We start from the raw sequence: 23,087 nt of genomic DNA, 5'->3' as shown, positions 1-23,087 counted from the left end.
ATCAATATACATATAGTATTGACTGATAGGAGGCAAGTTTTCATAAAAATTAAGATTATCTAAGCTAAAGATTTGGCTTTCGCTCCTTGGATTGTTAAGTTGTTCTTTATTGAAAGCTTTTAAATTTTCAGCTCTTAATCTCATTAAATCTTCTAAATTTTTAGCTTCTTCCCAAAGAACTTTAGCTCCTTTATCCATCAATACTTTGTTTTTCAAATAAAAATTATGGGCAGTTTTAAAATCAGTATTTCTATAAAGAGTAGCATACTCATCCCACAAATCCAACCTTTGTGGAAATTGCATGATTGATCTAAAAGTCATTCCATTCCAAAATCCCAGTTTTAATTTTCTTGATAAAACGCTATCGCTATGTAAAATGGTTCCAATATAAAGCACATCCAAGCTTCCATCTGCTGAACCAAGATTTAAAACTGCTTCATCAATCCAATCTTCCAATCTATCTCTTTGCTCTTTGCTTCTGACATTGGTATCATTTTCTAAATCATCCAAAATAACTAAGTCGGGTCGCTTAACTCCATATCTAACACCTCTTAATCTTTTGCCACTACCAAAAGCTTTGATTTTCACTCCATTGCGACTTACAAATTCTCCCACACGCCAAGTTTTTCCTACTCCCACAACTTCAGGAAAGTCAAGTTTTAAATGAGGATTATCTTCAAGCTCTGCTTTTATGGCTTCGAGCATTCCTTCCATCAATTCTACTGCATCTGAAATCTCAACTATAAAACTTTTATAATGAAAAATTAAGCACCAAAGCGGAAAAAGTTGCGAGGTATAGGTTGATTTGCCATGTGCTCTTGGTGCTGCTATGGCGTGTTTTTCTCCTTTATCTTTTTTAAGCGCAAGTTTTGTAAAGACTTTATTTAAGTGCAAATGCAAAGCACATTCACCCTTAATGGTAAAATAATGTGGAAAATAAGTTCTTGCAAAATAATCAAAATCTACTTTTGCTCTTTTAATTCTTTCGTCTTTTAAACTAGGATCTAAATGGCTTTCATTAGCAAATTGAGTTTTTAACTCATTTTTAAGTTCTTCCATCCATTCTAAAAAGTCTTTTCTTTGCATTGCACTTTTTAGTTCACTAGGGGCGTCTTCGTGTTTTTGCTCACTTTTTGCTAAAAATTCATTCAATTCTTCTTTTGAAAAAAGCATTAAATATCCATTTTAAGAATTTCTTTTTCAATCGCACCACTTTCTAAAAGTGCGATCAGTTTTGCTATACAATCTTTATCGTGTTTTAAATGATTAATAATAATTTCAACCACTTTTTTAGCAACATTTAAACGATAATTACTTGGATCTTCTAGCCTTGCTACTTTTCTCATCTTGGAAAAACTATCTCCAATTCTTGCAATAGCTTCGGTTTTTTTCTCAGCATTCATTTTTTCATCAGCATTAATATTTTCAATCGCACAAAACATTTGCTCTGTAAAATTTTCATAAAGGGAAGCACTTTCCTTATCTTTGATTTTTGAAGTTAAAATATTTGTTTTAACCTTATCCCAGTCTCCATCTTTTGCTTTGTAATTTCTTATTGTTTTTTCATTGCGATTTAAAATTTTTGCAATTTTTAAAATATCAAATCCAGCAACATATAATTCTTTTGCTAACTCTTTTATTTCACTATTAGCCATTGATTCTCCTTAAATCCATTCTCTTTCTTCGATGTTTAAATGATCTCATTTTTGTTTGCGGTTCAAAATTCTCTTGATCGTTAATTTCTATTGGAATCTTTTTATTAGCCATTTTTAAAAGTAAATTTTGTGCCCATTCTATAATTTCATTTAAAGTATCTTTTGGAAAATTATTGCGACGTTTCAATTCCATGATTGTAAGCTTTACACAGATATCTTTTAAAAGAAGTGTTGGATTTTTAGGTATCTTTATAAAACTTGCAATAAAACTTTGTGCATCTTTTATGGCATCATTAATCACTTCTTGATTGCAAACCCCATCTGCATTTAAATCGCTAAGCTGGGCTATTTCATAAATGCTTAATTCTTGTGTTAAATCATTTTCATCAATCATAAATTTATCTTTTTTAATGTTTTGATTTTCTAATGTGTTTTGATAATTCATAAAAACCTTTTTTAATGTGGTTAAAATATGGTTAAAATCGTTTAAAATTATTCTTTAATACTTTTGCCTTAAAAAACCAAAAAAAGCTTTTTAAGGCTTAATTTTGATTTTATTGTAATGCTAACTTGATTAAACCATTTGGACGCGTACAAACTGGCATAGCTCTCATCTCGCCTACGATTTCAATTCCAGCTCCTCTTTGTAAGATTTCAGGTTTTGAAACAAACATTAAGGTTGGAGCTTTTCCTAAAGCTTCAGTATGATTAGCTCTTGTGTAATAAATACGATTGGAATTATCTTTTGGCACGACAATACCTTCATTACTTGATAAGAACTCTACATTTTTACCTTTAGTATTTTTATACTTTGCACTATAACGACGATATTTTGTTCCATAAAGGATTAAGGATTTATCTTTTTCATCTCTGCTAGCAAGATTGTTTTTATACAAATCTTCACTTAAGGCAAGGTTAGAAATACTTGCAAAAAGTTCATTGCCGCAAAGCACTTCATAATCTGTATTCGTTCCAAATTCATCAATGATTTTTGATTCGATTGCATCGCAAACATTAGATAATTTTACTGAGCCATCTTTTTTAACTTCCACAACGCTTTTATTCGTACTGCCAAAATCAAAAAGAACGTTTCCACTTCCATCCAATATTTTGCCAAATAAAGCACCATTTGACATATATTCAAGAGTGGTATTAAAGCTTTCTTTCATTTCTTTAACCAAAACTCCAATAGCACCGCTTAAACTTTTAATTTGGGCTTCTTGTAAAGCTAGAGATCTTAAAGAATTGATTTCGCTAGCAGAGATTCTTTTAACCAATGCAAAGCGAGGTAAAGGTATGTTTAAAATATAAGCATTTTTTGTTTCCTCAAGGCTGTGCTCTCCATTTTCAGAAACGCTGTTTAAAACTATACCTGCGCCCTTAATAATTTCAACTCTTGCTGTGCTTTCAAGACTTGAGATTCTTTGTTTAAAAAAAGTATCGCTTACAAAGCGAGGTGAAGCTTTGGTTTGATTAATAACTTCAGTAACCTTTGTACTAGAAAATAATTCTAAAAGTTGTTCTAAATCCATTTTTACTCCTTAGTTTGAATGATTAAATTTTGCAAAAAAGCCTTTTTAATAGCACTTTCATGAGCACTACTTAAAATAACTTTACCTTCTATTAAAACCGCATAAGTTCCAGTTTGAAATGCAAAATCTTTGAGAATACCCAGTTTGATATTTTCTTTTGTGCTAATATCTTCATCAGGACATTTTTTAAAAGTTTGACCATAATCTTCACTGATAAGTAAAGTTCCAATAGCTAAATTAGGATTTGTTTCGATATCAATCTTAGCATTGATTGGAAGCAAATCTTCATTTACAATATTTTCAAGCCCTCTTGGTAAGGCAAGTAAAGGATCATCACTGATACTTTTTTCTAGCATTTTTGCTTTTGCCATTTGTGCTCCTTGTTCTTTGGTTTCATTTTTTGCTTCGTCTGAATTTTCTGTAGCTTGTGCTTCTTGTTCTTTATTTTGTTTATCTGTTTTATTTGAATTTTTTGCCATTATTATTCTCCTAACATTAGTTTTACAACATCTGTATCGTTTGCATTGGATGCAGTATTTTTATTAGCAAACAGATTGTTTTACGGGACTTGCTTTGAATTAGAACTTTGTAAAAAATCCTTAAAACCTTGTAAATCTTTGCATGCATAAGTCATTGCCCACTCTTTTTGAGAATTAGCAATCTTTCCATCATTTAAAGCTTGATTAACTAAAGCATCAGCAAGAGCTTTTTGATCGTCTTCATTTTGTTTTTTAAGGGTTTCATTTTCTTTAAATAAAACATCCTTTTCTTTTTTTAAAGCCACAATTTGCGACTCAAGTTCTTTGATTTTTTCGTCCATTGTTTCTCCTTTAGTTTGATTTTTATTTGCAATAAGCTCTCCAAGTTCGTCTATAAATGGCGTATTTGTAAGAGCTACTGAATGAATTTTTGCACGCACTAAACCACCGCTTTTATTGTCTTTTGAATTGAATTCAAATACAGGCGATAAATAGCGATATTGTTTGTTTGCAATATATTTTTTTGCTTCTTCGTTAAATTCAGCCTTAGCCATAAGTGCATCATTTTCTATATAAAGGTCTTTAATCCAACCTGCAGCGGGCGCTTTTTCATTTTTTAAACTTTGGTGTTCATAATCAATAACCAAATCAATTTTTTTATTTTTAAAATAATCCATCATAGATTGCAAATCTTCTTTACACACTTTAAAACTGCCATTATGATGCCCTTTCCATTCTCCAACAATTGCAACTTTTAAAGGTTTGTTTTGACTTAATTCAATTAAATTTTCTTTATTTATAAAAAGCATTTTATATCCTTAAAAAATCATTTTTTGGCAAAAAATTACTTTGTAATGTTCTTGCATATACATTTAAATAACCATGATCACTCACTCCTTCAAAAACTTTTTTAAGATCTTTTGGTTCTATTCTAAATCCATTATCAAGCTCTGCATTTTTTAACACATCATCAATTTGTTCTAAAGTTTTAAAAAGCTTATGTTTTGCATTAATCCTATGTTTTGGATTTTTAGAACTTGTATGGGTTAAAATGTAAAGTTTCCAAATACCTGTTTTATTTTCTAAGTCCTTATAACTCTCACTTTCAAAATCTACAAGCACACAAGGTTCTAAGCCATTAATACAAGAGGCTATATTTTGCGTATCTTCAAATTCTCCAAGGTAAACTTTTGCATTAAAAGGTTCTAGCAATTTCAAAAGCTCTTCTTCAAATTTACAAAGCATCATCTTCCTTATTAAAAATGCGACATTTTAAAAACTTAAATATTTTTTTTCAAACAAAGATTTTTAATAAAGAGTTTTGAAACAATATTTTTCTAGCTTTTGGTGTGGCTTTCTTATTAAACTTGCATCAATTTTTAACAAGGAATATAGAATGAAAGAAAATCCCTATTTTAAAGAAAGTGAATTTAAATGTAAATGTGGTAAATGCAAATTACCACCTAATGTTCCAAGTGATGAATTAGTCGATGTTCTTTGTGAAATCAAAGAGCATTACAACGCACCTATTATTATAAATAGTGGATATCGCTGTAAAGAACATAATGCCAAAGTAGGTGGAGCTGCTAAAAGCCAACACACCATCGGCAGTGCGGCTGATTTTGTGGTTAAAGGTGTGAAAACTGAAGAAGTGCATCAATACGTTTTAGAAAAATATGGCGATAAACCTTTTGGAATTGCTATAAAACATAATTTTGAAAATCCTTTTGGTGGTTTTGTGCATATTGACACCAGAGGGAAAAAAGCCCGATGGACTTATTCTTAAGGAATAAAAATGTTTAGCTTTATTTTGGAAAAGTTTTTTGGTGTTTCAAGCATTATCATTGTTTTGCTTTTAAGTGTTTGTGGGTTTTTATATTATGAGAATCATTCTTTAGTTCTTGAAAACAATCAATTAAAACTCACAAAAGAATATTTAAAAAATGAAATCAAAACAAACAAAGAGCAACTTTTAAAACAAAATAAAGCATTTGAAAATTTAAAGCTTGAGTTAAAACCCAAAGAGACTTTAAAGGAGGTTTCAAAGGTAAAAGAAATTTTTATCAAAGATAAAAGCTGCGAAAGTGAGCTTAAAGCTTATAAAGAGCTTTTTAAAATTTTAGGAGCTAAGCAATGAGAATTCTTTTTTATATTTTTATGCCTTTTGTTTTTACAGCTTGTGCTCCTAAAGAGCTATTGATTAAAACGCAGTATCAAGAAGTAAAAATTCCTATAAAGTGCCCTTTGAAACTTCCTTTAAAGCCTTTTGATAAGGGTGATTTAGAAAGCGCAAAACAAATCAGCTCTTATTATCTTGAAGTTGAAGATATAGCAAAGCAATGCACCGGAGATAACAAATGAAAGAAAATAACAAATCAATTAAAAAAGATTTTATAAAAGAACTTTTCATAGCTCTTTTATTTTCTAGTTTTGCTTTGAGTTTATTTTATGCATTTGAAATTTTAACAAGGAACTAGCATATGAAATTTGAAGATATATTTATTTATTGCATTTTAAGTATTGTGAGTGTATTTGCTGGACTTGTAGGTATAGTAACAAAAGACAAATTAAAACCTTACAAAGATGTAAAAGGTAAGTTTTTAACCTTTGTAAAAGGAATGCTAGGTTCTATGTTTGTAGCTTATCTTGTATTTGAAATAGCAAGTTATCTAGACTTTGGATTAAAACTAAGTGTAGCTTTTGGGGGTTTTGCAGCTTACATGGGAACCGATGCCTTGCTTAAGATAGAACAGCTTGTAGAAAAGCTTATGAATAGAAAAATGGATAAACTATGATGAATGAACTAGGTATCATTTGCGACATAAAAGAGGGTAAAGCTAAGGTTGCTATTGGCAAAATGGTGACTGACTTTTTAAGTGTATTTCAAGCTATATCCAATTCTTATGCTGTGAGTTTTTCGCCTTTGCGTATAGGAGAGCAAGTTTTGGTTTTACCTATAAGAGGTGATTTAAATTCAGGCGTGATTTTACGCGGACTTTATCAAGAAAAATACAAGGCTAAAAATACAGATACAAATACTTTTAATGTGGATTTTGAAGATGGTACCCACTTAGAATACAACTCTAAGACAAGTACTTTAAAGCTTGATGTGATTAAAGATATTAACATCACTTGTGAAAATGCCAACATAAAAGCGAATAAAGTCAATATTGATAGTCCTAGTATCGACTTAGGACTTGGCGGAAAAGGCGTGGTTACCACTGAGTGTATTTGTGCTTTTACAGGAAGTACTCACCCACATGGATCAAATAATACTAGGAGTAAGATATGAAAGAATGGTTTTTACTTTTTAATTCCCTTGTATTTTTTATGCTTTTTTGTATGTCGGCATTCTACGCCTTTTTAAAATTAAAATTTTTTGCCAAAAGTATTTTTATTGGTTTTATTTTAGGTTTTACCTTTTTAGGATTTTTACAAACATTAAAAATAATTTTTGATTTTTATATAGGGCTTTAAACATGGCAATCAGTCAAAATTCTTTAGTTTCAAAAATGGAAAAATATTTAGCAAAAGAAGGTTATACAAAAGTCCAAGATGAAGATAATGGCAGAGGTTATAGAAGATATTCTATGCCTTTTTTAAGAGCTATTGCTGCTGCAGTGGTTGAAGAAATACAAGAAAACGCCAAAGCAATTGATACAGCAGATGGCGGAGAATGGGATATAAAATGAGTTATTTAATCAGCATAGAAGAAAGTATTAAAGATATTTTAACCACTCCTTTAGGATCTCGTGTAATGAGACCCGAGTATGGTTCTTTACTTTACACGCTCATAGATAGAAAAATCGATGATGATTTTAGAGTAAAACTTACTAGATACACAGCAGAAGCTATTTCAAAGTGGGAAAAAAGAGTAAAGCTTAAGGGTGTTAGGCTTAATAAAATGCAAGAAGGTAAATTAAGTATTACTTTGCTTTTTGAAGATTATAAGGATTTTTCTTTGGAGCTTAATAAATGAGTGAAACTTTAAACACCAATAATTCATATTTTAAACAAAGCTTTTTAAAAGATATTCCTTATCCAAAAATCATAGAAGAGCTTGATTATGAAAAACTTTTAAAAGATTATGAAGAACTTTTTAAAAACTTTTTAAAAGAGGAAGTAGAACTTTTAGAATCTGATCCTTTCAAAGCTATTTTAGAAGCTCTTGCTTATAGAGAAATGATTATAAGAGCAAGAATAAATGAAAGTATCAAAGCGACTTACTTGCATTATGCTAGCGGAAGCGATTTAGATAACGTTGTGGCAAATGGGTATTTAATCCAAAGATTAAAAGGGGTTAAACCTACTGCCAAAGTAGAATTTGAATTAAATACCTTATTAAATTATGATGTCATTATTCCAAAAGGTGCCATTTTTTCAAATGAAAAAGCTGATATTGCTACCTTAAAAGAAGAAGTGATAATCAAAAAAGGAGAAAGCAAAGCTGTAGGTGTTTTAGAACTTGATGAATTTGTACAAAGCAAAGAAAGTAAAACTGAATTTTTACAAACCCCACTTCCTTTTGTAGCCAAAATCAAACAACTTGAAAATTTTAGTGGTGGAGCAAGTGAAGAAAGTGACGAGGCTTTAAGAGAAAGAGCTGTAATGAGTGTGCATCGCTTTTCAACAGCTGGAAGCGAAAAAGGCTATATTTATCATGCTTTAAGTGCAAGTGCTAAAGTCGCTTCCATAAAAGCTTTAAATAATGGTGCTGGAAAAGTTAGAGTGATTATAAAAAGCGAAGATGAAAATACTATAGAAGAAGTCCAAAAATATTTAAGTGCAGATGAAGTAAGACCTTTAACCGATGAAGTGAGCGTCGAACTTGCCAAAAAAAGAGAATTTATCGTAAGTGCCAAGCTTTTACTTTTAGAATTAAGCCGTGCCAATGAAATCAGTGAGAAGATCAATGCTTTACAAAGTGATTTTGATTTGAGTGTGGATTTGGCACTTGGCTTTTTATATAAATGCTTACATCAAGATGGAGTTTATAAGAGTGAAATTTTAAGCATTAAAGAAAAAATCGACGAAGAGCTAAAAGAACTTGAGTTAAAAGATATTGAAATAGCTGATGATGAATTTGCACATCTTTCTTTTGAGCTTAGCTATGAAAAGGCTGTGCTATGAATACACTAATATTAAATCATCATCCACTTCAAAGCAAAGCCATTGATTTAAGCGCTAAAAAAAGATTTGAAGATTTAAATTTAGCTAGTATCACAAATCTAGCTCTAAATTGTGATGAAAGATTACTAAGTGTCCTAGCTAATGCTTATGATGTAAGTATTGATGGTTTAAATGAAAAAGAAGCAAGAAAGCTTATATCTAAAGCCTTACTTTTAGATAGATACAACGGCACCGCCTTTGCCATTAAAGAAGCTTTATATGCGGTATTTCCTACTGCTGTAGTTAAGGAATGGTTTGAGTACAACGGAAAACCTTATTTTTTTAAAGTTAAAGTAAGTACAACCAATGTTAGCTTTGATGAAAGATCACTGAATGCTTTAGAAAGATTAATTAAAAACTTTAAAAATGTTAGAAGTGTTTTAGAAACAATTGAAATAGAAGTACAAAGTAAGAATAATAGCTTTAATGCTTGTATAGAAATTGATGGGGAAACTATAGAAGTTTTACCTTTTCAAACTACTGCTTTAGAAAATGCATCCAAAAATACTTTTAATGCTTTTGGTGTACTTATTTGTGAAATTTCAAAAACGAATATTGATTTTAAAGGAGTTTCTTAATGGAATACTATACCATTTTAACTAAAATCGGCATTGCTAAATTCATTGCTGCACGTGCTAGTGGCAATGGTGTTAATCTAAAAAGCTTTAAACTAAGTTCTAAAGTGATTTTACCCAATGAAGATATGCAAAGCTTGGAAGAGATTGTTTATGAAGCAAATATAAATGCAAAAAGTATAGATAAAAATAATCCTAATTATGTTAATTTGGAATGTTATATACCAAGTGATGTGGGTGGCTTTGAAATTAATGCTGTGGGTATTTATGATGAAGTGGGAGATTTATTGGCTGTAGGAAATTTGCCACGCACCTATAAACCCATCTTAAAAGAAGGCAGTGCTAAAGAACTTATGATAAAAATTGTCATGGAGCTTTCTAATGCAGAAGAAGTGATTTTAAAACTAGATCCAAGTGTGATTATGGCAAGTCGTGATTATGTCGATGCCATTAAGGTAGAACTTAATCTTAAAATTGATACAGAGCTTAAAAAAGTATGGGATGAGTTTTCTAAATATCTTTTAGAAAGCAAATTTAACACAGAAATTGCTAAATATGTTACTTTAACTACAAATCAAAACATTAATGGAGTTAAAAATTTTACCAAATTACCTACAAGCAATATAAAAGCCAGTAAAGATAATGAATTGGTAAATTTAGATACTTTAAAAAAATTAGTTCTTGGGATAGGACAAAAATATATAAATTGTACCCAAGCAAGAGTTTCAAATGTAACCTATACAAACACAACTGGAAGACCTATATTAGTCTGTGCTGATAGCAATTTTACAAATCAAATCACAGATTATTTTGTGGATGGAAATAATCTTTTTAGAGCCGAAAATCAACAAGAAGTGACTTTTATAGTTCCAGCTAATAGCACCTATAAGTATATTGGTGTCATTGGCTATTGGTGGGAACTTAGATAAGGAGAAAATAATGAAATATTTTATAGATCAAAATAATCAAATTTATGCTTATGAAGATGAAGTGACAAATGAGCAAATCAAAGAAGGAATGACTCCGATCAGCGAAGAAGAGTTTAGCGCTTTAATAAATCCTCCTAAAAGCGAAGAGGAGCTTTTAAACGAGGCAAAAGAGTTAAAAATCAACGAGATTAATACAAAAAAAGAAAATATTTTAAATGGTGGATTTTCTTTTAAAGGCAAAATCTATCAAAGCTCTAATGAAGATCAGCTAAGAATTAATGGGGCAGTAACTAATGCTCTTGTTAATCCTAATTTAATTCCTTATATTGATTGGATAGCACTTGATAATTCAACTACAAGATTTAGCGCAGATGAGTTTAAACTCTTTGCAAGTAGCATGGCTTATTTTATCCAGCAAACCATTTTTAGAGCAAAAGACTTAAAAGAAAAAATTAGAAACGCCACTTCTTTGGAAGAATTAAACTCAATTACATGGGAGGATTAAAAATGACTAAAACAGAGCTAAAAAGAGTATGCGTAAAACCTTTTGATAAAGACAGGTTCGAAGTGATAAATGATTATGCTTTTACTTTAGCTAGTTTTAATGGAGTGATACCAAAAGGTTTTAAAACTGATGGAGCGAGTATCCCACGTATCTTTTGGAGTTTTTATCCACCTTTTAAAAGTGAGTATTTTAGCGCTTGTGTGATACATGATTATTTATGCGAAAAAGCTAATTCAAGAAAGGATTACAAACTTGCTGATCTTGCTTTAAAAGAAGCAATGCTATTGCTTGGATGTTCTAAGTTTAAATGCTTTGTTTTTTACCATGCTTGCAATGCTTTTCACTTTGTAAAATGTCTGATAAAAAGCAAATAAAAAGGTGAGCCTTACCCACTTTAGTGGGACGGGGGCTTTAGAAAAAGCGACTTTGGGCGGACTTGTTCGCACAAAGTAAAAGCATAAAAAGGAGTTAAAATGAAAGATTACGGAATTTCTTACATTCCAAATGCCAATCAAAGTTCGAAAGAGCCAAGCGAACCTATAGTGAGTGATAAGCTTAATACCCAAAAAGTTAATGAACTTATAGATAAAAAATTAAATCTTTTTAAAGAAGATATGGTGAGTAAAGAGGAACTTGAAAGTCTCATTCAAGAGATTTTAAAAGATGAGGGTTTTCAAAATACAAACATAAAAATATCAAAAACCCCACCTACCTATAAAACCGAAGCTGAAGTAGGAGAAATATGGGCTGTTTTAGAAAGCAAAAAGCAATTATTTATTTGCATTTCTAAAGATGAAAAATTTACAAATTGGGTGGATTTATTGGGAGATGGAAGTAATGATATTATCCCTAAAGAAAAAATCATCATCACATTTGATAATACTACAACAGGTGGACAATATGGTGGTTGTATGAGTGATTTAAGACTTGGTTTTGAAAATGGTTTTGCTACTCCAAATAAAGTCCAAGATGAATATGAAAACGCAAAATTTACTATGACTAAAGATGGTGATGGACTTAATAGGAGTGATTTTACTATAGATTCTAATCCTATTGCAGGAGAAAACCAAATTTTAGGAACAATTAAGACAAGTGGTATTTATCAAGAAACTTATCACAAAATTGCTCATGTGTTTAAAAAATACAATGGTGGTACTGATGAGTGTTGCTTATGGTCTAGTTCAGGAAGTAGAGAGGTAAGCATAGAACTTGAAAATACACAAATGCCAAATCAGCTTTTTGCTAGAGGCAATGGATATTATGGACAAACAGAAATTTCTAATGTAAAAGCAAAAAAATCAATTTTTGTAGGAGAAAAAGAAGTTGAGAGTGAAGATTTTAATGTTAATAAATTAGAAGCTGATTCTAATACTTATGGAGATTATGCTTTTTTATTTGAAATTTCTAAACAAGAACAAGATTCTGCCAATTTAAAATTAAAAGAATCAAAACCTAAAAAACCTAAAAATACAAAAAAATCAAATAAGGAGTAAATTATGGCGGCACAATATGGAGTAAATTATAATATTAGCAATGGTGCGGCAAGTCCTATTAAAGTTCAAAGTGATACACCTATAGGAATTGCTGCTTGTATTAAAGGTGCTAATAAAGAAATGCTTTATACAAAAGCAGGATACGAAAGCACAGATGAAATGCCAATCTTTGCTTTTTCAAATGCAAGCAAGGCAATTGATTTTACAAAAGATTTAATCAAAGAAAACAATTTGCAAGATTTTAGACTCTTAGATTCTTTAACTTGTATAGACAATCAAGATGTTGCTTGTGTGATTATTATTAGTTTCTTTGAAGAAAGTGATGAGGAAGCTACAAACCTAACAAATTGTTTAAATGCAATAGAAGCTTTTAAAAAAGCTAAACATCGCACAGGTTTTACTCCTGATATTATCATAGCACCTTATTATTCAAGTGAAGCAGGTGTAAAAGCTAAACTTGAAAGCATAGCAAGTGCTATGAATATCACTGCTATTGTGGATTTATATGCTAAGAATACAGGAGAAGCTATCAGCACTATGGAAGCTTTTAGTTCTAAAAGATTGGTTGCCGCATGGCCGCAAGTTCAAATCTTAAACTCGCAAGGAAAATATGCTTATGTTCCACAATCTCCTATCATCGCAGGTTTAATAGCTCATACAGATGGAGATACAGAATATGGCTTTAGTGATTCTTATTCTAATCGCGTGATGAATGGCGTTACTGGAGTGGAACATTTTATTGATTTTGTGATGGGTCAGGATTGCGATGCAGATCGCCTTAGAAAAAGTCATATTTCTACTTGCATACTTTATGAAGGTTATCGCTCTTGGGGTGGAGAAACAAGTGATGAAGATACGATTTGGCAAGATCTAGCAAGGGTAAGAACCTTTGATCGTATTGCAATTGCTGCCCAAAAAGCAAGTTTTAAAGCGATTGATAAAAAAGCAAGCGAGCTTTACTTTATCAAAATAAGCGTGGAAGAGCTTTTAAGAGATTTAAAAGGAGCAAAAGTCTTAATTGGCTATGAAGTGAGCTGGGATGAGGAGCGTAATACAAATGCAAATATCAGCGCGGGTAAATTTTATCTTAATATTAAGATGATGAATAATCCTATAGTAAAACAAATCACGCTCGAGCTTATTTATAGTGATGAATGGGCTGATGATTTGGTTAAAAGTATTTCAGAAAGTTAAGGAGTGATAAATGAAAAGATTAATAGGCGAAGTAATCCAAGAAGCCAATGTTTATGTTGATGGTCAAGGTTATTTAGGAGTGGTAAGAAATTTAAAACTTCCAGATATAGAGCAAGAAATGATTGAAACTAAAGGGGTTTTGGGAGCAAACTATAGCACAGGTGTTTTAAAGCCCTTAGAAATTAGCTTTAAGCTAGCAATTGTTGATCCTGTTCTTTTTACAGCGTTTTTTCATACAACCTATACTGAAATTAAAGCTCCTTTACTTTTTAGAGAAAGCGTGCATAAAGGCGGTAAAAATTATGGTATAAGTGCTGAATTTTTAGGAGAGTTTATAAGTATAAGCGAAAGTGATCATGAGAGCGGAAAAGAAGTTGAAGCAGAAGTGAAGATGGCAGTTCATTTTTACATGCAAAGAAGAAATAATATACCTATAATCACTTATGATCATAAAAACACTATTTTAATGATTAATGGCGTTGATTTAATGAGTGATGTGCGTTCAAATTTAACTATTTAAATGCTGATTAATCAGTATTTAAACAATAAAAAAAGGAGTAAAAAATGAAAGAAAAAATTATCAAATTAGAAAATGGCGAAGAATTAACTATGAAAGTACCGACTGTGCGTGTATTAAAAAATGCTACAAATAGAAGTGATAAAGATATGGAGCAAACCATTTATATGATTGCTACACTTACCAATAAACAAGAAAGTGAAATTGAAGAATTAGATATTAAAGATTTCAAGGCTTTGCAAGATGGTTTAAAGGATTTTTTGGCAGAAGCAGGAATTTTGAAATCGGACACATAGCCTTAATCAGCCATACCTTACATTGGGGATTTAATGAAGTTTTAGATTTAAGCTTGGATGAGTTTGAAGAAGCTTTGGAAATTTCAAAAGAATTTTTAAAAGCTAAAGCTCTTTAGAATGAACTTTTCTTTTAAATTTTAATTTTACTTTTAAAGCAAGATATAAAATAAAATCTAAACTGAATATAAAAAACCAAGTAGGTAAAACAAGCAATATAGCAATAGGCGGTATAATCATCATTAAAATAGCAGTTATTATGACGCATAAAAAATAAGAAAAGATGAAAATGGCTATTGTATTAAAAAGACTATCATTTGTACTTTGATAGCTTATAAGAAAAGCAGGTGCAAGCGTTACTAATAATAAAGCAATATGTGAAATTGTATCATCATTAATAAATTTTAAAACTTTCATAAAAAGATTTTAAAATACAATCACTTAAAAAGGGTTGAATATGGAAAACGCAGGAAGTATTGGAATTGGTGTTATTTTAGGATTGGCAATTAAAAATGCAGGTGCTGTTGGCAAGGTTGTTAAAGATTTTAGTAATCTAGAAAAAGTAGCAGCAAAAACTAAACTTGGAATTAGTGGATTGCAAAAACAACTAGACACCCTTAAACTCAATACTAATTTGCGAGCAGAATTAAAAACCCAAAGAAAAGGTTTGCAAGATGAGCTTTTTTCATTAGGAAATTTAATAAGTGGCGGTATTGTTGGAAAAAGCGTAAAAATTGGCATCGACTTTGAAAGTGCAATAGCCGATGTTAAAAAAGTAACAGAGCTTAGCGAAGGACATACTTTAGAAGGATTAAAACAAGATATTTTAGACTTAAGTAAAAAATTACCAATGACCGCAAAAGAAATTGCAAATATAGTAGCAGAAGGTGGAAAATTAGGACTTGCTAGTAAAGATGCCTTGGAATTTGGAAAAACAGCTACTGCTATGGGGGTAGCCTTTGAAATGAGTGCAGAAAGTGCTGGAGAAGCCATAGGCGGACTTATGGCAAATTTGCAAACTAATGTTCAAGGTGTTAAAGAATTAGGAGATAGTATTAATTATTTAGCTGACAAGGGTGCATCAGATGCAAAAAATATAGTTGACATTGTTAGCAGAATCGGTGGAATGGGTAATATTATAGGCTTACAAAGAGAGAATATGGCCGCACTTGCTGCAACTCTTGATGAAGTAAAAATACCAGCAGAAGTAGCTGGAACAGCATTATCTAGTATGTTTACCAAGCTTTCAACAGCCGATACATTAGGAAATAAAGCCGAAGAAGCTTTTAAACAATTGGGACTTAATGGAGCATTTGTAAAAAAAGCTTTGAATGAAAATTCTCAAGAAGCTATTAATCTAATACTTTCTCGTATAAAAATGCTCGATAAGGAAAGTCGAGTTGGTGTTATTACTAATATTTTTGGAAATGATGCAGGCACTATTCGATCTATGGCAACTTTGGTAAATGGTTATGATCGTTATCAAGAGCTTTTAAAGATGGCAAATTCAGAGGAAAAGAAAGGTTCGATGGATAAAGAATTAATTAACAAATGTTCTACAACTTCTTCTGTTTTAAAAATTTTAGGAAATAATATTTCATCAATAGCGGTTAAATTTTCAGATGCCTTGCTTCCTGTAATTAAATTAGTGGCTTCGGGTTTTAATTTTATTATTGATAAAATAGATATTTTACTTTCAAAATTTCCAACACTTAGTACAATTATAGCCACCGCTACAACAACTTTTTTACTTGCCAAACCAGCAATGTTAGCTTATGCTTTTGCTAAAAATTATATCAAAGACTCTACACTTTTACTTAAAAATGCTTTGATTAAAACAAAAATACATCTTTTAGCCTTTCGTAATTCTTGTGTATTATCCAACATCATCTTAAAAGCAAAAACAATCACTACTAACATTTACACAACTTCTCTTAATGTGTTATCTTTTGTTTTAGGAGGACTTAGTAAGGTTTTTAAACTTGTAGCTATTGGTGTTAGAGCATTAGGTATAGCTATGATGAGTAATCCCATCGGTCTTATTTTAGGAGGTATTGCAATAGTAGCTGGACTTGTTATTGCTAATTGGGATAAAGTTAAGTCTTGGTTTATGGGTTTTATAGAATGGCTTAGACCAGTTTGGGAGCCCATATATAATGTTATTAAATCCGTATTTGATAAATGCAGTGGAGTGTTTATAACTTTTAAAGATACTATTATGGGCATTATCTCTCCTTTAATAGAGATTTTAAATTCTGCTTGGCAAAGCACTACAGATTTTTTTTATAGCATTTTTGGAGGAGTGTTTGATTGGTTTAGTGATAAACTTTCATGGGTGAGCGATGCAATTTCTTATATGGGCGGTTTTATTAAAGATGCACTTAATTTTATAGGTTTAGGTGATGATGAAACTCAATCAAATGATATAAAGCAAGATAAAGAAAAAATTATTAATACAAATGAATTTTCACAAGCAAAAATAAACTCAAATAATAATTATCCAAGTTTTAATAATGGAAATATCAATGTTAATGTTAATGGCACTTTTAATATCGCAACGCAAGATGGAAATTTTAATATGAATGAATTTGCAGCAGCTATACAAAAAAGTGTCTTTAATGCCTTAAAAAAACAAGAACAAAATAAAATTAACACTACAATTTATGGATGATTTATGAGTGAATACATAGAGATTAAAGGGCTTGAAAACTTTTTTAAAGCTTGTGATAAATTAATCAATATGGATAAGCACGGCGAAAGTATCATGGCAAGCGTAGGAGAAAGTATAAGAAATTCTATTGTTTATTCTTTTCAAACAGAAACGAGTCCTTTTGGAGAAAAATGGAAGCCTTTAAAACCCAAAACAATCAAACAAAAAATCAAAGAAGGAAAGAATAATGGAATTTTAAAAAGAGATGGAGGACTTAGCGATCCAAATAATTGGCAAATTGAGTCCTCAAAAAACCATGTGAAAGTTTTTAATAATATTCAAAGTAAAAAAGGATTTAAGTATGGCTATGTTCATCAATGGGGAAATAGAAAGAGAAATATTCCAGCACGTCCTTTTTTGCCTATAGATAAAAACAAAGTTTTACATAAAGATATAAGAAGTGTGATTTATCAAGATACTAAAGAATTTATTCAAAGGATTAAAAAGTAATAGCAAGGAAAGCCTTAAGCCCTCCTTTTCTAAGAACTAGCAAAAAAATTATAACTTCTTTTTAAAGAAGCTTACTTTTTTATTTTATTTTGAAAGGAGTTTGTATGAAAAATGCAGACAAATTTCTAAGAACTAGCACACTTACTAAACCTATTCAAACTAAACTAAAAGCTCCATTTGCTTGGGTGGGAGGCAAAAACTATTTAGCCAAAGAAATCATTGCTTTAATGCCAGAACATAAAAGCTATATAGAAGTATTTGGAGGGGCTTTAAGTGTGTTTTACCAAAAAAGTCCTTCAAAAATAGAAGTGATTAACGACATTAATGATGATTTAATCAATTTACACCTTTGTATAAGAAACAAACCGCAAAGTTTAGCTAATATTTTAAATTCTATGATAATAAGTAGAAAAATCTTTTGTATGTTGAAAAACAAAGAAATCAAGCCAAAAAATGACTTAGAAAGGGCTGCTTTTTATTTTTATCTTATCAATACTTCTTTTGGATCAAGCATGGGACAATTTGCTATGAGTAAGCAAAGAGCACCTAAAAGATTATATAGAGACTTTAGTTTACATACAAAAAGAATTAAAAATGCAAGCATAGAAAATAAAAGCTTTGAATATATTTTAAAAGAGTATGATTACAATGAAGCTTTATTTTATTTGGATCCGCCTTATGTTGGAACTGAGAGTTATTATAAAAATGTGCCTTGTTTTGGCTTAAAAGAACACGAACTTTTATGCAAGTTGTTAAAAAATATCAAAGGTAAATTTATGCTTTCTTATAATGATTGTGATTTAGTAAGAGAGCTTTATAAAGATTTTAATTTTAAGCAGTTAAAAGTAAGATATTCTTTAAATAACAATGTTTTAAAAAGAAAAGAGAATAAGGAGCTTTTGATTATGAATTTTTAAACTATAATTAGAGAATGTTTTTTAAAATATTCTCTAGTTTTTAAAGCAAAGAAGTTAAAAATTCTAAAATTTCTTTGCTCACATTTGTTTCATCTTCTAAATATTCTTTTTCTAAAGTAGCGCCATATTTCATTAAAAGTAAAATGGCTCCAAAATTATTATGAGTAATAGCATAAAATATAGGTTTATCTCCCATACATTCTTTAGTAGCACTCATGCCATTTTTGAGATATTCTAAAACAAGATCATTATCGTGATTGCAAATTGCACTCACAAATCTTTTAGTAAAATGTGCTTTGATATCATTTTGAATTAATGTCATTTTTATCTCCTTTTGTTTTTATGGAGACAACATTAGCTTCGTTTAGCTGAATGTGTGCTGTTGTTTTTAAAATTAATCCGTATTAACCCATTCCATTACAACAGATAATAAGTGAGTATAATCACTACTTGTGGCTTCCTCTTTAAATTTGTTTATTTCCTCTTTGCTCACGCCTGCTTTTTTTAAAGCCGTAGCCACCCTTGCTAAAATACTAAAAGCATTACCATCTTCTCCTGCTAATTTTACATAAATATTAGGATATTTCATTTTTTACTCCTTAGAATTCACAAAAAGTGCTTTTTAGTTCGTATTTTTGTTTTTTATCATTGTATTTAACTACAAATTTTCTACCCTCAAGATATCTTTCAAATAAAGGAACTTGTATGATAGTTTCATTTTCATTTGTTTCAAGTTCATTAGCGATCAAATAAGAATGAATACCTAAATTATAAAGTGTCATAAGTTCTAATATATTATCCCTTGCAAGATAATCATTTTCTTTTAAAAGCTTTTTATGTAAAGCCTTAAATTCATTCTCTAAATCTTGTATGATTTTTTCTTTTAATTTACTCATTTTTATCTCCTTTTGTTTTTATGGAGACAACATTAGCTTCGTTTAGCTGAATGTGTGCTGTCATAGCTTTGAAAGCTCTCCAATTACAACTCCAATTAATAAAAAATCTCCATTTTTATAAAAAATATCTTTATATAAAGGATTTAAAGAATGCAAAATCACTCCATCAGCTTGTTTTAAAACCTGTTTTATATATAAACCATCTCTAGTATTAATCACGCAAATGCTTTTATTTTTAAAAGCTTTATTTCTATCTATTACACAAATGCTTCCATCTTTTATAATTGGCTCCATACTCTCTCCATAACAAGTGATAAACTCGCAATCTTTACTTCCAAAAAAGCTTAATAGTTTTTCATCTATAATAAGTTCAGAGCAATCTATCAAATCATTGATTCCACCACCACCCAAACTTGCATTTGTTTTATAAAGTTTTAGAATTTTATATTTGCTTTCACACTCTAATTGATCTTTAGGAGAGCTTCCATAAAAGAAATAATTTATACTTATATTTCTTTCTTGTAAAAAATTGAGTATTTGTGGATAAGGAATTGAATTTCTAAATTTCATAGAATTAAAAGTATCAGGATGAATTCCTAGTTCTTTGGCTATATCTTTTGTTTTTAAATTATACTTACCTTCACTAGCAAGTATATCTTTTAACTTTTCAATCACTTCCTGCATTTGCATAAAAATTCCTTGATTTTAATTTCAAAGAATTTAAACATAAAATTTAAAAACACAATGAAAAGATTTTAAAATGAAAGATTAATTTTTTAAGTTTATTTTTAAAAATCTTTAAGATTTATATGTAACTTTCCTTCAAACCTTAAAGCTATAGATAGTTACATATTATTTTTGTATAAAAAGTGGTTAAACTATGATTATATAGAGTTTTATAGGGATAGTTACATCATTAAGAAAACATAAGAATACTTTAAGCAAAAATGTAACTATCCTATAGGGGTAAAAACATTTTTGGGATATAAAATTTAAAATCAAATATCGCTTTTAATTGCGTTTTAAACAATATTTAATTACTTTTTAGGGACAAAACGGACATTTTGGGATATTTGGGATTTTTTACACTTTAAATTAGGAAAGATAAAAAGTCATTTTTGTAAGCTTTAAAATCCTATTATTTGGGATTTTTGCTAAAATTATTTAGGGATAGTTACATGTTCTTTTTAAAATACCCCTTACAGATTTAACTATAAAGTCTGCCTTTAAAAATAAAGGCAAAATAATGAGTATTGATAATAATTTTAGAATTTTTTCCATAGGCTTAATCCAAAAATTGCATCAGGTGCGGCTGAACTTCCTCCTAAACTAGCACTTACGGATACTGCCGTATCAGAGTTTATACTATAAGTTGATCCTGCACTGATTGTAGGGATTGATCTGATTTCTGAATTTTTAATTCCATTGATTTTTTGTTCAGTTTGAAATCTTTGTTCAGCTCCTAGATCTAAAGTGATTTTAGGACTTAAAATTATAGATAAATTACCCCCAATATAAATGCTATGTCCATATTCTATATTAGCAATTTTAAATTTTCTTTTTGCATTATAACCAAATCCTGTATAAATGCTATATACCACAGGATCGCTATACCCTCTTAAACTTGCTTCTAAATTTTGAGATTGAAAGTAAAAGTTTTTTGTTTGAAAAACTGTTTTTTCTCTTTGAATGATGGCAGTTTGAAATTTGATTTGTGGAACAAAATCCGCTATGCTATCGCCCGTATAAATAAAACCTAACCATAAAGAATCAAAGTTTAGAGTATTTTTGCTTGTAAAAGCACCAGAAATAATATTATTATATTCTTGTCTTGAATAATTTCCGCCCCCAGAAATAAGTAAATCAAATTTAGGTGTTAGGGTGTAAATAAAAGTTTGATTTAAATAAAGTTGTTTAGTGTCATTCCAAACGTTTAAATCCCCATTTACCCCAATAGTTGGATAAATATAATACGAATGAGGATTACCTGTGCTAAGAAGTGAAAAGCTTGTAATACTTCTTAATCCAATTTGCTTTTTAAAGAGTGTATCGATGTTTAACTCATCACTAGCAAACAAAGAGTTTGTTAAAACTGCCAAAATAAGAAAAATTTTTCTCATTATCATTCCTTTCAAAGATCATTGCTTAGAAAAAGATTAAGCAAAGATTGTTCCAAGTTTAAGGATAAAAATATTAAATATTTTTAAACTAATGAAAAATGATAAATTATTTGCTATTGTAGATAAGAAAATAGTAAATATGATAAATATTTAAATACTTTAATGATAATTCTTTATAAAATCCTTTAAAATAACCCCATCGACTCTCAAATCATAAGCTTTTTCCAAATCATCAAAGTTTTCTACCATCATTAAAATTTTGCTATCAAAAAGGTAAAATTCAGCCACTTCTGAAGCAAATTTTGCTAATTTTTCATCTTTAAAGATTAAAAATTTTGCCTCAAATGCATTGCTTAAAAAAATTTCATTTTTATTTTGTATAAAAATAGCAAAATCCAAATTTTCATTTTTTGCTTTTTGGATAATTTTTTCATCATAAAAAAAACAAGAAATTTGATCGTTTTGCAAATTTTCAATTTTTTCTATAAAATTAAAATTCAAATTTTTTGCTAGAGGATGTCCAAAAATTAGCATATTAATTTACCTTTAAAATGATTTTTAAAAATTTTAGTTAAATTTTACTTATAAAAAAATTTGCATACTTGAAATTATAAAAATGTTTTTATGAAGAATAGGGGGATATTTTGTTTATTCAAGAGCGTAAAAACTTTAGACCCATAAAACCACTTTCTAAAATAGCTTATTTATTAAATGCGACGCTTTTGCTTTGTCTTTTGACTTTATTTTTTTATTTTAGTTTTAAAGTGAGTGTTTATCATTTTGATTTTGGTTTATTATTAGAATACAAAAAAACAATTTTAAATGGATTTTTAAATACTTTATTGATCAGCTTTTTTGCTTTAGGAAGTAGTATTTTTTTTGGTTTGGTGATTTGTTTTTTTAGCTTGAGTAGATTTATAGTGTTGAGATTTTTTGCTTTATTTTATATAGAAATCATTCGCGGAACGCCTTTGCTTGTTCAGGTGTTGCTGATTTATTACATTATTGCCAATAATTTAGGTTTTGATAATAGATATTTTGTAGGGATATTTATCCTTTCTTTGTTTTCTGGGGCGTATCTGGCTGAAATTTTTAGATCAGGAATTCTTAGCATTGTTTTGATCCAAATAGAAAGTGCAAGAGCTTTAGGACTAAGTGAAAGGCAAATTTTATTTTATGTGGTTTTTCCACAAGCTTTGAAAAATATCTTAGCTCCTATTAGCGGACAATTGGCTAATTTGATCAAGGATAGTTCTTTATTGAGTGTGATTGCTGTAAATGAATTAACGCAAAATGTTCAAGAGGTTAATTCTTATGTTTTTGCTACGCTTGAGGGCTATATAATCTTAGCTATAGCTTATCTTATATTAACCTTGCCGATCGGTTTATTTTCGCGTTATTTAGAAAGAAAATATCAAAAATGAAAAAAATCCTTGACAAATGAGTATATATTTTGGCATAATCACATTTTCATTTTTAGTTTATGTCTCGTTAGCTCAGCCGGTAGAGCATCTCCCTTTTAAGGAGGGGGCCGTTGGTTCGAATCCAACACGGGACACCACTTTGGTCGCTTAGCTCAGTTGGTAGAGCGCCACCCTTACAAGGTGGATGTCATAAGTTCGAGTCTTATAGTGACCACCATTTCTTACTTCT

General features: G+C 29.9%; 34 protein-coding genes, 2 tRNA genes and 1 pseudogene. 23 read left to right on the top strand and 14 right to left on the bottom strand.

The genetic code is table 11. The features are described from left to right. The 7 genes from H2277_RS04545 to H2277_RS04515 form a co-directional block, all read right to left on the bottom strand. On the bottom strand, positions 1-1,173 hold a 1,173-nt coding region (locus tag H2277_RS04545), incomplete at its 3' end, for a hypothetical protein (RefSeq protein WP_337201171.1). Then, positions 1,173-1,655: a DUF1804 family protein gene (locus H2277_RS04540; protein WP_337201169.1), complete on the bottom strand. Its 483-nt coding sequence runs from the start codon at positions 1,653-1,655 to the stop codon at positions 1,173-1,175. The genes H2277_RS04545 and H2277_RS04540, both read right to left, overlap by 1 nt. After that, positions 1,648-2,100 (bottom strand): phage protein Gp36 family protein, encoded by a 453-nt coding sequence (locus tag H2277_RS04535; protein ID WP_070282411.1) that lies wholly within the window; start codon positions 2,098-2,100, stop codon positions 1,648-1,650. The genes H2277_RS04540 and H2277_RS04535 overlap by 8 nt, the downstream gene beginning before the upstream one ends. Positions 2,101-2,209: 109 nt before the next feature. Continuing rightward, positions 2,210-3,187, bottom strand: coding sequence for a major capsid protein (locus H2277_RS04530; RefSeq protein WP_337201168.1), 978 nt, complete (start codon positions 3,185-3,187; stop codon positions 2,210-2,212). Between the two features lie 2 nt (positions 3,188-3,189). After that, positions 3,190-3,666: a hypothetical protein gene (locus H2277_RS04525; protein ID WP_337201167.1), complete on the bottom strand. Its 477-nt coding sequence runs from the start codon at positions 3,664-3,666 to the stop codon at positions 3,190-3,192. A gap of 80 nt (positions 3,667-3,746) precedes the next feature. Then, positions 3,747-4,475, bottom strand: a complete 729-nt coding sequence (locus H2277_RS04520; protein WP_337201166.1) for a phage protease — start codon at positions 4,473-4,475, stop codon at positions 3,747-3,749. Between the two features lies 1 nt (position 4,476). Continuing rightward, a complete protein-coding gene (locus tag H2277_RS04515; RefSeq protein WP_070282418.1) occupies positions 4,477-4,911 on the bottom strand; it encodes a hypothetical protein in 435 nt (144 codons plus the stop codon). 151 nt (positions 4,912-5,062) lie between these two features. Here H2277_RS04515 and H2277_RS04510 point away from each other — a divergent pair, with 151 nt between their 5' ends. The 17 genes and pseudogenes from H2277_RS04510 to H2277_RS04430 all read left to right on the top strand — a co-directional run bounded on the left by H2277_RS04510 (position 5,063) and on the right by H2277_RS04430 (position 14,344). Continuing rightward, positions 5,063-5,452 carry a D-Ala-D-Ala carboxypeptidase family metallohydrolase gene (locus H2277_RS04510; RefSeq protein ID WP_337201165.1) on the top strand — a complete coding sequence of 130 codons (390 nt, stop codon included), beginning with the start codon at positions 5,063-5,065 and terminating at the stop codon, positions 5,450-5,452. A gap of 9 nt (positions 5,453-5,461) precedes the next feature. Further along, positions 5,462-5,803, top strand: a complete 342-nt coding sequence (locus H2277_RS04505; protein WP_161645838.1) for a hypothetical protein — start codon at positions 5,462-5,464, stop codon at positions 5,801-5,803. Beyond that, positions 5,800-6,027, top strand: a complete 228-nt coding sequence (locus H2277_RS04500; protein ID WP_161645839.1) for a hypothetical protein — start codon at positions 5,800-5,802, stop codon at positions 6,025-6,027. The genes H2277_RS04505 and H2277_RS04500 overlap by 4 nt, the downstream gene beginning before the upstream one ends. Before the next feature lie 119 nt (positions 6,028-6,146). Beyond that, a complete protein-coding gene (locus H2277_RS04495) occupies positions 6,147-6,461 on the top strand; it encodes a phage holin family protein (RefSeq protein ID WP_337201164.1) in 315 nt (104 codons plus the stop codon). Then, positions 6,461-6,919: pseudogene (locus H2277_RS04490) on the top strand (phage baseplate assembly protein V); the annotation flags it as partial. The gene H2277_RS04495 and the pseudogene H2277_RS04490, both read left to right, overlap by 1 nt. Before the next feature lie 35 nt (positions 6,920-6,954). Then, on the top strand, positions 6,955-7,143 hold the full coding sequence (locus H2277_RS04485; protein ID WP_161645830.1) for a hypothetical protein: 189 nt from the start codon (positions 6,955-6,957) through the stop codon (positions 7,141-7,143). 2 nt (positions 7,144-7,145) lie between these two features. Then, on the top strand, positions 7,146-7,358 hold the full coding sequence (locus tag H2277_RS04480; RefSeq protein ID WP_070282430.1) for a hypothetical protein: 213 nt from the start codon (positions 7,146-7,148) through the stop codon (positions 7,356-7,358). Further along, positions 7,355-7,645: a GPW/gp25 family protein gene (locus tag H2277_RS04475; protein ID WP_161645828.1), complete on the top strand. Its 291-nt coding sequence runs from the start codon at positions 7,355-7,357 to the stop codon at positions 7,643-7,645. The genes H2277_RS04480 and H2277_RS04475 overlap by 4 nt, the downstream gene beginning before the upstream one ends. After that, complete coding sequence (locus H2277_RS04470; RefSeq protein WP_337201163.1) at positions 7,642-8,796, top strand: baseplate J/gp47 family protein; 1,155 nt, start codon at positions 7,642-7,644, stop codon at positions 8,794-8,796. Before H2277_RS04475 ends, H2277_RS04470 begins: the two co-directional genes overlap by 4 nt. After that, positions 8,793-9,413 (top strand): phage tail protein, encoded by a 621-nt coding sequence (locus tag H2277_RS04465; protein ID WP_337201162.1) that lies wholly within the window; start codon positions 8,793-8,795, stop codon positions 9,411-9,413. The genes H2277_RS04470 and H2277_RS04465 overlap by 4 nt, the downstream gene beginning before the upstream one ends. Continuing rightward, positions 9,413-10,339: a phage tail protein gene (locus H2277_RS09295; RefSeq protein ID WP_407928558.1), complete on the top strand. Its 927-nt coding sequence runs from the start codon at positions 9,413-9,415 to the stop codon at positions 10,337-10,339. Before H2277_RS04465 ends, H2277_RS09295 begins: the two co-directional genes overlap by 1 nt. Positions 10,340-10,349: 10 nt before the next feature. Next, positions 10,350-10,844, top strand: a complete 495-nt coding sequence (locus H2277_RS04455) for a DUF4376 domain-containing protein (RefSeq protein ID WP_337201161.1) — start codon at positions 10,350-10,352, stop codon at positions 10,842-10,844. Between the two features lie 2 nt (positions 10,845-10,846). Further along, positions 10,847-11,218, top strand: a complete 372-nt coding sequence (locus H2277_RS04450) for a DUF1353 domain-containing protein (RefSeq protein WP_161645823.1) — start codon at positions 10,847-10,849, stop codon at positions 11,216-11,218. Between the two features lie 99 nt (positions 11,219-11,317). After that, a complete protein-coding gene (locus H2277_RS04445) occupies positions 11,318-12,337 on the top strand; it encodes a hypothetical protein (RefSeq protein WP_337201160.1) in 1,020 nt (339 codons plus the stop codon). Positions 12,338-12,340: 3 nt separating this feature from the next. After that, positions 12,341-13,531, top strand: a complete 1,191-nt coding sequence (locus tag H2277_RS04440; protein WP_337201159.1) for a phage tail sheath family protein — start codon at positions 12,341-12,343, stop codon at positions 13,529-13,531. A gap of 10 nt (positions 13,532-13,541) precedes the next feature. Next, the gene (locus tag H2277_RS04435; RefSeq protein WP_337201158.1) at positions 13,542-14,051 is read left to right on the top strand and encodes a phage major tail tube protein; all 510 of its coding nucleotides are present in this window, start codon (positions 13,542-13,544) and stop codon (positions 14,049-14,051) included. Between the two features lie 44 nt (positions 14,052-14,095). After that, positions 14,096-14,344 carry a phage tail assembly protein gene (locus H2277_RS04430; protein ID WP_337201157.1) on the top strand — a complete coding sequence of 83 codons (249 nt, stop codon included), beginning with the start codon at positions 14,096-14,098 and terminating at the stop codon, positions 14,342-14,344. A 102-nt stretch (positions 14,345-14,446) separates the two neighbouring features. Here H2277_RS04430 and H2277_RS04425 read toward each other — a convergent pair whose 3' ends face one another. Further along, the gene (locus H2277_RS04425; protein ID WP_337201156.1) at positions 14,447-14,758 is read right to left on the bottom strand and encodes a hypothetical protein; all 312 of its coding nucleotides are present in this window, start codon (positions 14,756-14,758) and stop codon (positions 14,447-14,449) included. 40 nt (positions 14,759-14,798) lie between these two features. On the opposite strand from H2277_RS04425, the gene H2277_RS04420 reads away from it, so the two are divergent. From H2277_RS04420 to H2277_RS04410, 3 genes are all read left to right on the top strand, one after another. Then, positions 14,799-17,012: a phage tail tape measure protein gene (locus H2277_RS04420; RefSeq protein ID WP_337201155.1), complete on the top strand. Its 2,214-nt coding sequence runs from the start codon at positions 14,799-14,801 to the stop codon at positions 17,010-17,012. 3 nt (positions 17,013-17,015) lie between these two features. Then, the gene (locus H2277_RS04415; protein ID WP_337201154.1) at positions 17,016-17,501 is read left to right on the top strand and encodes a phage virion morphogenesis protein; all 486 of its coding nucleotides are present in this window, start codon (positions 17,016-17,018) and stop codon (positions 17,499-17,501) included. A 104-nt stretch (positions 17,502-17,605) separates the two neighbouring features. Continuing rightward, positions 17,606-18,418: a DNA adenine methylase gene (locus tag H2277_RS04410; protein WP_337201153.1), complete on the top strand. Its 813-nt coding sequence runs from the start codon at positions 17,606-17,608 to the stop codon at positions 18,416-18,418. 40 nt (positions 18,419-18,458) lie between these two features. Here H2277_RS04410 and H2277_RS04405 read toward each other — a convergent pair whose 3' ends face one another. The 6 genes from H2277_RS04405 to H2277_RS04380 all read right to left on the bottom strand — a co-directional run bounded on the left by H2277_RS04405 (position 18,459) and on the right by H2277_RS04380 (position 21,968). Next, complete coding sequence (locus tag H2277_RS04405; protein WP_337201152.1) at positions 18,459-18,740, bottom strand: hypothetical protein; 282 nt, start codon at positions 18,738-18,740, stop codon at positions 18,459-18,461. 72 nt (positions 18,741-18,812) lie between these two features. Then, positions 18,813-19,007, bottom strand: a complete 195-nt coding sequence (locus tag H2277_RS04400) for a hypothetical protein (RefSeq protein WP_070282457.1) — start codon at positions 19,005-19,007, stop codon at positions 18,813-18,815. Positions 19,008-19,017: 10 nt separating this feature from the next. Further along, a complete protein-coding gene (locus H2277_RS04395) occupies positions 19,018-19,314 on the bottom strand; it encodes a hypothetical protein (protein WP_337201151.1) in 297 nt (98 codons plus the stop codon). A 60-nt stretch (positions 19,315-19,374) separates the two neighbouring features. Beyond that, entirely contained in the window at positions 19,375-20,004 is a 630-nt protein-coding gene (locus H2277_RS04390; protein ID WP_337201150.1) for a LexA family transcriptional regulator, read from the bottom strand. Between the two features lie 575 nt (positions 20,005-20,579). Beyond that, positions 20,580-21,434, bottom strand: a complete 855-nt coding sequence (locus tag H2277_RS04385; RefSeq protein WP_337201149.1) for a hypothetical protein — start codon at positions 21,432-21,434, stop codon at positions 20,580-20,582. Positions 21,435-21,593: 159 nt separating this feature from the next. Beyond that, on the bottom strand, positions 21,594-21,968 hold the full coding sequence (locus H2277_RS04380) for a hypothetical protein (RefSeq protein ID WP_337201148.1): 375 nt from the start codon (positions 21,966-21,968) through the stop codon (positions 21,594-21,596). 110 nt (positions 21,969-22,078) lie between these two features. Between H2277_RS04380 and H2277_RS04375 the strand changes: the two genes are divergently transcribed. From H2277_RS04375 to H2277_RS04365, 3 genes are all read left to right on the top strand, one after another. Beyond that, entirely contained in the window at positions 22,079-22,858 is a 780-nt protein-coding gene (locus H2277_RS04375) for an amino acid ABC transporter permease (protein ID WP_337201147.1), read from the top strand. Between the two features lie 61 nt (positions 22,859-22,919). Further along, positions 22,920-22,995: transfer RNA gene (locus tag H2277_RS04370), tRNA-Lys, on the top strand. 4 nt (positions 22,996-22,999) lie between these two features. After that, positions 23,000-23,075 (top strand) — tRNA-Val (locus tag H2277_RS04365). The last annotated feature ends 12 nt before the right edge of the window (positions 23,076-23,087 follow it).

Source organism: Campylobacter sp. W0014 (assembly GCF_020135975.1).
Classification (GTDB): domain Bacteria; phylum Campylobacterota; class Campylobacteria; order Campylobacterales; family Campylobacteraceae; genus Campylobacter_D.
This window is presented reverse-complemented; position numbering and strand designations above follow the sequence as displayed.